This window comes from Micromonospora sp. NPDC051006, from assembly GCF_044456245.1.
Lineage (GTDB): Bacteria > Actinomycetota > Actinomycetes > Mycobacteriales > Micromonosporaceae > Micromonospora.
On sequence record NZ_JBITFP010000033.1, the window covers coordinates 60,326 to 69,828 of the forward strand.

Genomic DNA, 9,503 nt, shown 5'->3' on the forward strand with positions numbered 1-9,503 from the left:
GCGCACGTCCATCGGTCGCGCACGGGGGCCCGAGCACCCCTCGGCTGAGACGCGGTGCCCCGGCCATTGAGAGCGACCAGGGGCAGCCGCATCGATCGCAGTTCGCGGAGGTCGGCGTGCAGGCTCGGGTCTGCCCTGCTGTTTGTCGGTCTGGCCGCAACTGGGTGCGGAACAGTTGGGCGGCCGCGAGGGTGACGTGGTGGTGCCAGCCGGTCCAGGAGGCGGGGCCGGGTCGTCACCCTTGGTCGAGGTCGCCGCCCACCCGATCGACATCCTCGAAACCGAGTCCCGCGCTGTGCATAACACGCTAATTTCACGATATGGGCATCACCGGGGGGATAGCATGCTTCTTTCTGATCGTCGTCCTTGTGGCGCTCATCGCGTTTTGGCTGGTGCGTTACGCGTCCGGCCCGAAGCAGCCGGCGCAGGTGGACGATGTGTTCGAGGAGATACCACCGCCACCACCTGACGATCCAGGGCCGCCGCACCACCCGCGCGACAGTCGCTGACGCGGCGACCTGACGCACCAGATCAGGAAGAGGTGTCGCGCACAGTTGCCCCCGCGCCAGGCTCGGCGCCTCGGCGAGCCCGACGGCGGTAGTGATCCCGCCCTGATCCTCGATGCCCATGAACTCCAGCGGCGTCAGGCCGGGATCAGCTGGTACCGACCGGCGTGCTGTCGAGCCAACGGAACGCGGTTAGCTACGGATCGCTGGTGCCTCGCGGCCGAGGTGGGCCCGGGCTCGGGCCATACGAATGGCGGCGGTCAAGGTCGTGATGTCGTAGGCGCCGTAGTGGCGGCGGCCGTTGATAAAGAACGTCGGGGTGCCGGACACGCCGCTGTTGTCGGCCGAGTCGATGTCGCTTTCGATGCGGCCGGCGTGGGCCTGGCTCATCAGGTCGTCGTGGAAGCGCTTCTGGTCCAGACCGAGGTCGCCGGCGTATTTGATGAGATCAGTGATGTTCAGCTTGTCCTGGTGGTCGAGCAGCAGGTCGTGCATCTGCCAGAACTTGCCCTGAGCGGCCGCTGCTTCGGCGGCCTCGGCTGCTGGTCGGGCTTGCGGATGCACGTCTGACAGAGGCAGGTGACGCCACACGAAACGCAGGTCGGCGTGGCCCAGCAACTGCCGGACGACTGGCTCAGCCTTCCCGCAGTACGGGCACTGGAAGTCGCCGTACTGCACCAGCGTTACCGACGCGCCGGCTGGGCCGCGGACGTGGTCCTGCTTCTCGTCGACCTCCGGGATGAGGTCGATCAACTCCGTCATGTCGCCGAAGAGCGCCCGGTTGCGTTTGTCCTCGGGCAGCATGTTGGTGACGCGGAACGCGGTCCAGGTCAGCGCCGAGGATACGATCGCGGCGCCGAGCACCCCGACTTTGGCCTCGGCCAGTTGGTCGCCGGTGAAGGCCAGGCTGGCGATCAGCAGCGACACCGTGAAGCTGACACCGGCGATCGTGCCGCTGCCCAGCACGCCCGCCCACCCCACGGCCGGACGGATGCGGCCCCGCGAGATCCAGGTGAGCCCGGCCGACGTGCCGATCACGGCGAGCGGCTTGCCGACGACATAGGCGAGCAGCACGCCCCAGGTGACAGGCGACGCGAAAGCCTGGGCCAGGAACGGACCGTCGATGCTGATGCCGGCGTTGGCCAGCCCGAACAGCGGCACGATGACGTAGCTGGACCAAGGGTGGTAGATGCGCTGAAGGCGGTCGTTGGGCGACAGCGTGTTCGCGAGGCCGATCGAAGCCGTACGCGCAAGCTTGGGCGTCGGCTGCTCGCGGAACGACCGGAACAGCCCGCTGACCTGCTCGAGCTCAGCTCGGCCGGGAGAGTAGGCGAACGCGGTCAACCCGATGGCCAGTCCTGCCACCACGGGGTCGACTCCGCTGACCAGCAGCGCGCTCCACATCACGATGGCGACCGGCACGTACGCAAAGCCACGTCGGACGCCGGCTGCGCGGATGGCCAGCATGACCACGAACGCCGCTACGGCCACCACGATGGGCATCATCTTGATGTCGTCGCTGTAGACCAGGGCGATGACGATGAGTGCGATCAAGTCGTCGACCACGAACACGGTGAGCAGGAAGATCCGGACCCGGTCGGGCATGCCCCGGCCGAGCAGTGCCAGCAGGCCCAACGCGAGGGCGGTGTCGGTCGACATGGCCACGCCCCAGCCATGCGCGCCCGGCCCGCCGTGGTTGATCACCAGGAAGATCAGCACCGGGATCAGCATGCCGATCACGCCGGCCACACTGGGCAGCACGAAACGTCGCCGGTCGCGTAGGTCGCCGAGGTCGAACTCACGCCGTGCCTCAAGGCCGACGACCAGGAAGAACAGCGTCATCAAGCCGCTGTTGATCCAGGTGTGCAGGTCGCGCGAGAGCTCGAGATGCCCGAGGCGCAGGGACAGTTGGGTGCGCCAGACGGCTTCGTAGGAGCCGAGGTCGATGTTGGCCCAGAGCAGTGCGGCGACGATGGCAGCCACGAGCACGCGGGCGCTGCCGGACTCAGTTCGCGCAAAGGCACGCACCGGTGCGGCTAGACTCCGCATCCGGATCGTTCGGCCGCTCATCTTGGTTTCGGTCACACGTCACCTTCCGGCGCGCTGGCCGGGCCAGCATGGACAGCGAGATCACGTGCCGCAGTGCGGGCACACGACCCCTCGGTTCACTATTGATCGCGCTGCCCCAGCTGCGGCCGGCCGCGGAGAGAGCGACGGGGCCCGCAGATGCCCTGCGGGATGCGGGCGGCTATCAGGTGAGCTCATGGTCGGGACGACCGCAACGACAGCCACTTGCTGCTCGGCCTTGATCGCCGAGCAGTAAGCGGCCTGATGTCAGCGTGGCCCGACAAACTCGGTCCGCACGCTCCACGCGAATTGAATCAGCAGGGTCACCGGGGACCTCTCGGCGATCTCATGCATCACCTTCAAGTCGTCCAGGTCAGGTTCTTCACTCAGCGTGATCGTGCGCTGCAGGTAACGCTCTGCGCCTTCCTGCTCGGGTTCGTGGTAGTCGATCTCGACGGTGATGTCACCGGCGGTGTCGTACTTGTAGTCGACATACTGCCGCAGCGTCTGAGCAGTGCACGACGCGAGCGCCATCAACAGGTACTCCGTCGGCGTCGGGCCTTCGCCGAGTGCGCCGTTGTGCGGTTCATCGGCGACGAACGTGAAGCCGCGGGTCGTCATGTCCGTGCGCCGGCGCTCAGTGGCCGGGAGGACAGCTCGGGCGGATGCGACGACACGATCCCGATCGGTTTCCATCAGCCGCGCCTTCCTGTAGATCGTGGTGGTGCGGTCCAGGTACGCGGATCCAGCAGCAGCCGAGCCGCAGTCTGAGCGGGGGCTGTGGCCGGGCGTATCACCCCATGACCGGGTACCTCCGCAGGTTAGCCTCGGCGGACTGGATAGTCCAATTGATCGCTCGTTGCCAGAACCGCTCGGCCCTCGTGAGCCATCGCCTCGGGGTGCTTCAGCTGCTCCCAGAGGCGGTAAGGGTCAGCTGAGTTCACTCGATGTCAGGTCTAGAGATGGACTAATAAGTCCGTTGGTGTGAGGATGCGCCGTCGTTCACGCACCTGGTCGGCGATCGTCTCGCTCCCACGACTGGGCGGACTCAAATCCGGAGGCATCGACTTCGCCCTGCCGGCCGGCACCCCGAATCCAACACGTGCAACATCGATGCCCGGTGATCCAGGGTTCGGCTGGACCGCGGGATCGTGGCGGGGTGAGACAGCACGGCGAGGCTCCCGGTCGGGGGCGTCGGATCTTGGTCCGACTGCTGCCTTACCCGCAGCTCGCCCTCATCGTCTCCGGCCTGCTCGCACCCGCCGTGACCAGCTGATCATGATGAAAGGGGGCCCGATTAACGGGTCGGGTCGCCGGACGGCTCCGAGAGGAACGATTTGATGTGTCCCAGCGCCATGTCCAGAGCAACTTCCATGGGTGCGACGTTGTGCGCGGCGTTCGCCAGCAGGTAGCCGCCTTGCAAGGCTGCCATCAACCCCGTGGCCAACTTCTCCGGGTCGGCGTCCTGGCGCAGTGCACCGCTTTCCCGCATCCGGTGCAGACCATCACTGATCAGCTTTTCCCATGCCGCAAACGTCTCCGAAAGCATCGATCGAGCCTGCTCATCCTGATCGGACAGCTCGACAGCCATCGACCCGAGGCCGCACCCGTACTTACCGTTGTTCAGCGAGTTGGCTTGGACCAGCGCGTTACGCCACCGGACCAGCCCTGAGAACGATCTCAGTCGTTCGAGCCCTCCGCGCTCGCGCTGAAGCACAAGCTCGCCTCGATATTTGACCAAGGCGCGTACGAGTTCCTGCTTGTCGGCGAAGTGGTGGTAAAGCTGAGACTTGCTGGTCTGGCTTGCCTCGCGGACGTCGTCAAGGGTGGTCGCGTTCACTCCGCGCACGAACATCAGCCGGTTCGCCGCCTCGAGGATCCGCTCTCGCGTCGCGATGCCGCGTTGGCTGATCCTCCGCTGCTTCGTCGGCGCAGCCACCTGCTCGTCGCCCATCGGTCAAGTGTATCCATCGCGCCAGATAATCCATCCAGAATGGGACCTTGGAGTCCATCCGGCGTCCTGTCGCATTCGGGTGATGGTGAAGGACGAACGCATTCACCGCCCACTTGGCCTAACGGGGTGCTATGTCCCCGCTATCACCGATAGGGCGATTCTTCCTGGACTATTTAGTCCTAGCCGTGGCGAACAGCTGCTGCTCAGGAGTTGCTCGGCGAACGTCGTGAGCGGTGCGCCGGAGGTCAGCGCTCGTCCTGATGCGCGACGCGGTCAGCGCGAGCCCGGTCACCGGGGGAGCGCGTCGCACCCCGGCGCAACTCCCGCAACGCCGCGCACACCAGCACCTCGTGCTGTGGATCGAAGGCCACGTCTCCGGTGTCGGAGAGAGCCTGCACCTAGCCGGCCGACTCCTCGTCCAAGCCGACCGCGTCGGCCCGCGCCGGAGGTGTCAGGCCGTCGCCCGCTTCGGGAGCTTCCACCCGGGGCGGGGGAAGTGGCAGGTGTAACCGTTGGGGTAGGTCTGCAGGTAGTTCTGGTGCTCGGGCTCAGCCTCCCAGAAGTCGCCTGCCGGGGTGACCTCGGTGACGACCTTGCCGGGCCACAGGCCCGAGGCGTCGACGTCGGCGATCGTGTCCTCAGCGACCCGCTTCTGCTCGTCGCTGGTGTAGAAGATCGCCGAGCGGTAGCTGGTGCCGATGTCGTTGCCCTGGCGGTTCTTCGTCGAGGGGTCGTGGATCTGGAAGAAGAACTCGAGCAACGCGCGGAAGTCGGTCTTCTCGGTGTCGTAGACGACCTCGATGGACTCCGCGTGGGTGCCATGGTTGCGGTAGGTGGCGTTCGGGACGTCGCCGCCGCTGTAGCCGACGCGCGTGGACACGACGCCGGGCTGGCGGCGGAACAACTCCTCCATGCCCCAGAAGCAGCCCCCGGCGAGGATCGCCTTCTCGGTGGTCACATCGTCTCCTTATTGTCGTCGGTGTCCGTGTTGGCGTCACTCGTGAACAGGGCGCGGTATTCGCCGTACCCTGCGTTGTCCAGGTCGTCGAGGTGGATGAACCGCAACGACGCGGAGTTGATGCAGTAGCGCAGTCCACCCTTGTCGAGGGGACCGTCGTTGAAGACGTGGCCGAGGTGGCTGTCCCCGTGCAGCGAGCGGGCCTCAGTCCGGATCATCCCGTGGCTGGAGTCTTCGCGCTCGATAACGTTCGTCTTGCCGATCGGCTTCGTGAAGCTCGGCCAGCCGGAGTTGCTGTCGTACTTGTCGACCGATGCGAACAGCGGCTCGCCGGACACGACGTCGACGTAGACGCCGGGCTCGTGGTTGTCCCAGTAGGCGTTGGCGAACGGGCGCTCGGTGCCGTCCTGCTGGGTCACGCGGTACTGCTCCGGGTCGAGCCGCGAAACGGCTTCCGGGTTCTTGTGGTACTGGGTCTGCTGCTGCACAGCTCTTCCTTCCCGGCCTTTCGCCGCGAAGCTGGGGAACCAGGTGAAGCGCACCTGAACGCGCAGATGTACAGACACCCTACGGGCCGCTTGTATTCCCGCAGCCCGTACCTAGCTTGGACTATCGAGTCCGGAGAAGTTGCCCGGACGGGATTCGACCGGGTGCCGTGGCCACGGTGGATGGCCTGGGGTAAGTTGCCGCCACGGTGGCATCCGCTTCGCCCCCCGGAGTGGACTTGACCGACCAGTTCCCCTGCGGCTAGGTTCGGGGCGCCCGACCGGGTGCGGCCGCTAGCGACGACCTGTCGGGCTTGCCCACCGGCGCCGAGTTCTACGGACGTCGCGCCACTCCCAGGGAACCGGGTGCTGCCAACGCAGATCGTGACTCGGTGGAAACGCCGCCAATGGTGAAACGAGACTTGCGCCTCGTGATCGTGCAAACGAGGACCGGATACAGGGAGGCGCCGGATGAAGGCGATCGTGGTGACGGACGAGGCCGCGGGAACGGCCGGGATGACGCTGGTGGAGCGACCGGAGCCGGAGGCGACGGTGAACGATGTCCTCGTCGAGGTGCATGCGTCGGGATTCACCCCGGGTGAGCTGACGTGGCCCGGGACCTGGACCGATCGCCTCGGGCGGGACCGCACGCCGTCGATCCCGGGCCATGAGGTGGCTGGCGTGGTCAGCGCGCTCGGCTATGGCACGAGGGGTCTGTCGGTGGGGCAGCGGGTGTTCGGCCTCGCGGACTGGAGTCGTGACGGCACCCTGGCCGAGTACGTGGCCATCGAGGCGCGCAACCTTGCGCCGCTGCCGGGCGATGTCGATTTCACGGTAGGGGCGAGCCTGCCGATCTCGGGTCTGACCGCGTGGCAGGGACTGTTCGTGCACGGCCGTTTCCAGGCGGGGCAGAGCGTCCTCGTGCACGGCGCGGCCGGTGGAGTCGGCTCGATGGTGACCCAGCTCGCCCGTCAGGCCGGCGCCTACGTCATCGGCACTGGACGTGCCGCCGACCGCCAGAGCGCGCTCGACTTCGGCGCGCAGGAGTTCGTCGACCTCGGCAACGACGCCCTGGAAGACGTCGCCGGCGTCGATCTGGTTTTCGACGTGATCGGTGGCGACATCCAGAAACGCTCTGCGGGTCTGGTCCGAGCCGGAGGAATGCTGGTGACCATTGCCGGCCCGCCCGAAGCTCAGCCGGCGGACGGCCTGACGGTTGATTTCGTTGTCGAGGCCGATCGCGCGCAACTGGGTGAGGTCGTCCAGCGGATCAGGGATGGTCGGCTGCGGACGAACATCGGCAACGTCGCGACCCTCGACGACGCCGTCGCCGTCTTCAACCCGACCGAGCGGATCAAGGGAAAGACGATCATCCGCGTTCGCTCGTAAGGACTCGGTATACGCGAGCACGAGCACGACCGCCGCAGGAGTGGGTAGTCCGTCGATGGCTGGGTCCTACCTCCCGTCGACGGCATGCGGCTGGGCGAGTACGACCACCGCCACGACCCGGGAGTGAGCTGATGACCATCAACGAGGGGCGTATCCCCATGACCGACTTCCAAGTCGTCAACGACGAGAAACTCGGCATCTACGACGCCATCGTCGGGGACCGAGAGGTGGCCGGGCTGAGCTACAACGTCGCCGGAGACGACCGGCTCGTGCTGCTGGCCACCTCGGTGTTCCCCGAGTACCGCAAACAGGGCATCGCCACCGAGCTGATCCGACGCGTCCTGGACGACGTGCGCGTGCAAGGCAGGACGGTCACCATCATGTGCCCGATCGTGCGCAACTTCATCGAGCACAACCCCGAGTACGCCGACCTCGTCGACCCTGAGCACCCCGGAGTGTGACAATGACGATCGATTTCGAGGCCGAGGCGGCCACCCGGGAAACGAACAACGCGGCGCTCATCGCTGCTCTGAACGAGGCAAGTCTCAGCGAGGTGGAATCCAGCTGGGAGCTCGATGTCATCAACGACGCGGAGCGCGGTCGCTGGATCGCCGCCCTCGGCGCCGAAGCGATCGCCGAGCTCCCGTACCGGTTCGTCGGCGGCCGTGTCGTGCTGCTCACCACCTGGGTCGACCCCGCCTACCGACGCAATCGGGTGGCCACGGAGCTCGTCGCTCGCGTGCTGGACGAGATCCGCGAGAGCGGGAAGAAGATCACCGTCATCTGCCCGGTCGTGGGTAGGTTCATTGCCCGCAACCCGGAATACCTCGATCTCATCGACAAGGTCCATCCCGGCGCCGGCGCCTACCCCCAGCGCGCACCCGCGGGAGGCGACCACGACGAGGAGCTCACCGCGTTCGAGAACGACATGACCTAGCCGTCCGGCCTTCAGACGGGGGTGGGCGAGGACTGATACGGAGAGGCATTCAGATGAAAGCGATCGTGGTGACGGACCAGGCCGCGGGAACGGCGGGGATGACGCTGGCGGAGCGGCCAGACCCCGACGCAGCGAGGCTCGCCAGTCTGGAGGGCGCGAACTACGGCGATGTCGTCGTCGAAGTTCATGCATCGGGATTCACCGGGAACGAGTTGCAGTGGCCCTCGACCTGGATCGATCGCCTCGGCCGGGACCGGACGCCGTCGATCCCCGGCCACGAAGTCGCCGGTGTGGTCGCCGCCCTCAGCTATGGCACAACCGGCCTGTCGGTGGGACAGCGGGTGTTCGGCATCACGGACTGGACACGCGACGGCACCCTCGCGGAGTACACAGTCGTCGAGGCACGCAACCTCGCGCCGCTGCCGGGCGACGTCGATTTCACGGTGGGCGCAGGCGTCGCGATGGCGGGCCTGACCGCCCAGCAAGGTCTGTTCGATCACGGCCGCCTCGTGGAGGGGCAGAGCGTCCTGGTGCACGGTGCGGCCGGCGCTGTCGGTTCGATGGCGACGCAGCTCGCCCGTCAGGCCGGCGCCTACGTCATCGGCACCGGACGTGCCAGCGGCCGGCAGACCGCAGTCGACTTCGGCGCGCACGAGTTCGTCGACCTCGACAACGACACCTTGGAAGACGTCGGCGGAGTCGACCTGGTCTTCGATGTCATCGGTGGCGACATCCAGAGGCGGTCCGCGGGTCTGGTTCGAGCCGGAGGGACGCTGGTGACCGTCACCGGGCCGCCGGAGGCGCGGCCCGCTGACGGCCTGGCGATCGACTTCGTTGTCGTGTCCGACCGCGCCCAGCTGGGTGAGATGGCCCAGCGGGTCCGGGACGGACGCGTGCGGACGAACATCGGCACCGTCGCGGCTCTCGACGACGCCGTCGCCGCCCTCAACCCGACCGAGCGGACCACGGGGAAGACCGTCATCCGCGTCCGTCCATAAGGACTCGGAGGCAGCAAGCGGGCCCTCCTGGATCAGCATCAGCTACGTGGATGCTCCTATGGACGTCAAGCGGTGTTGAGGGCGGTGAAGTCGGCCATGAGCGCGGTGTGGACCTCGCGGACCGATACTCCCCCAATGAGGCAGCGCATGATGTCTGTCTTGGCGAGGCCTTGTTTGGTGCGTCGTTGCACGTAGTCGCGGGTGCGGGG

General features: G+C 66.8%; 10 protein-coding genes. 4 read left to right on the top strand and 6 right to left on the bottom strand.

What is annotated here, in order from left to right; genetic code table 11:
• Positions 1-698 precede the first annotated feature (698 nt).
• The 6 genes from nhaA to msrB all read right to left on the bottom strand — a co-directional run bounded on the left by nhaA (position 699) and on the right by msrB (position 5,973).
• Entirely contained in the window at positions 699-2,591 is a 1,893-nt protein-coding gene (gene nhaA, locus ACIBBA_RS31475; protein WP_396702216.1) for a Na+/H+ antiporter NhaA, read from the bottom strand.
• Positions 2,592-2,840: 249 nt separating this feature from the next.
• Entirely contained in the window at positions 2,841-3,269 is a 429-nt protein-coding gene (locus ACIBBA_RS31480; protein WP_396702218.1) for an OsmC family protein, read from the bottom strand.
• Between the two features lie 601 nt (positions 3,270-3,870).
• On the bottom strand, positions 3,871-4,527 hold the full coding sequence (locus tag ACIBBA_RS31485) for a TetR/AcrR family transcriptional regulator (RefSeq protein ID WP_396702220.1): 657 nt from the start codon (positions 4,525-4,527) through the stop codon (positions 3,871-3,873).
• A gap of 245 nt (positions 4,528-4,772) precedes the next feature.
• Positions 4,773-4,925 carry a hypothetical protein gene (locus tag ACIBBA_RS31490; RefSeq protein ID WP_396702222.1) on the bottom strand — a complete coding sequence of 51 codons (153 nt, stop codon included), beginning with the start codon at positions 4,923-4,925 and terminating at the stop codon, positions 4,773-4,775.
• A gap of 53 nt (positions 4,926-4,978) precedes the next feature.
• On the bottom strand, positions 4,979-5,485 hold the full coding sequence (gene msrA, locus ACIBBA_RS31495; protein ID WP_091343884.1) for a peptide-methionine (S)-S-oxide reductase MsrA: 507 nt from the start codon (positions 5,483-5,485) through the stop codon (positions 4,979-4,981).
• Positions 5,482-5,973 (bottom strand): peptide-methionine (R)-S-oxide reductase MsrB, encoded by a 492-nt coding sequence (msrB, locus tag ACIBBA_RS31500; RefSeq protein ID WP_396702225.1) that lies wholly within the window; start codon positions 5,971-5,973, stop codon positions 5,482-5,484. The genes msrA and msrB overlap by 4 nt, the downstream gene beginning before the upstream one ends.
• Positions 5,974-6,441: 468 nt before the next feature.
• Between msrB and ACIBBA_RS31505 the strand changes: the two genes are divergently transcribed.
• From ACIBBA_RS31505 to ACIBBA_RS31520, 4 genes are all read left to right on the top strand, one after another.
• Positions 6,442-7,359 (top strand): NADP-dependent oxidoreductase, encoded by a 918-nt coding sequence (locus ACIBBA_RS31505; RefSeq protein WP_396702227.1) that lies wholly within the window; start codon positions 6,442-6,444, stop codon positions 7,357-7,359.
• A gap of 131 nt (positions 7,360-7,490) precedes the next feature.
• Positions 7,491-7,820 (top strand): GNAT family N-acetyltransferase, encoded by a 330-nt coding sequence (locus tag ACIBBA_RS31510; RefSeq protein ID WP_396702229.1) that lies wholly within the window; start codon positions 7,491-7,493, stop codon positions 7,818-7,820.
• 2 nt (positions 7,821-7,822) lie between these two features.
• Complete coding sequence (locus tag ACIBBA_RS31515) at positions 7,823-8,296, top strand: GNAT family N-acetyltransferase (protein ID WP_396702231.1); 474 nt, start codon at positions 7,823-7,825, stop codon at positions 8,294-8,296.
• A 53-nt stretch (positions 8,297-8,349) separates the two neighbouring features.
• On the top strand, positions 8,350-9,294 hold the full coding sequence (locus ACIBBA_RS31520; RefSeq protein ID WP_396702233.1) for an NADP-dependent oxidoreductase: 945 nt from the start codon (positions 8,350-8,352) through the stop codon (positions 9,292-9,294).
• Positions 9,295-9,503 lie beyond the last annotated feature (209 nt).

Bases quoted from the DNA above. Each gene is read 5' to 3' on its own strand.
- ACIBBA_RS31480 (WP_396702218.1), bottom strand. From the start codon at position 3,269: ATGGAAACCGATCGGGATCGTGTCGTCGCATCCGCCCGAGCTGTCCTC.
- ACIBBA_RS31485 (WP_396702220.1), bottom strand. From the start codon at position 4,527: ATGGGCGACGAGCAGGTGGCTGCGCCGACGAAGCAGCGGAGGATCAGC.
- ACIBBA_RS31505 (WP_396702227.1), top strand. From the start codon at position 6,442: ATGAAGGCGATCGTGGTGACGGACGAGGCCGCGGGAACGGCCGGGATG.
- ACIBBA_RS31510 (WP_396702229.1), top strand. From the start codon at position 7,491: ATGACCATCAACGAGGGGCGTATCCCCATGACCGACTTCCAAGTCGTC.
- ACIBBA_RS31515 (WP_396702231.1), top strand. From the start codon at position 7,823: ATGACGATCGATTTCGAGGCCGAGGCGGCCACCCGGGAAACGAACAAC.
- ACIBBA_RS31520 (WP_396702233.1), top strand. From the start codon at position 8,350: ATGAAAGCGATCGTGGTGACGGACCAGGCCGCGGGAACGGCGGGGATG.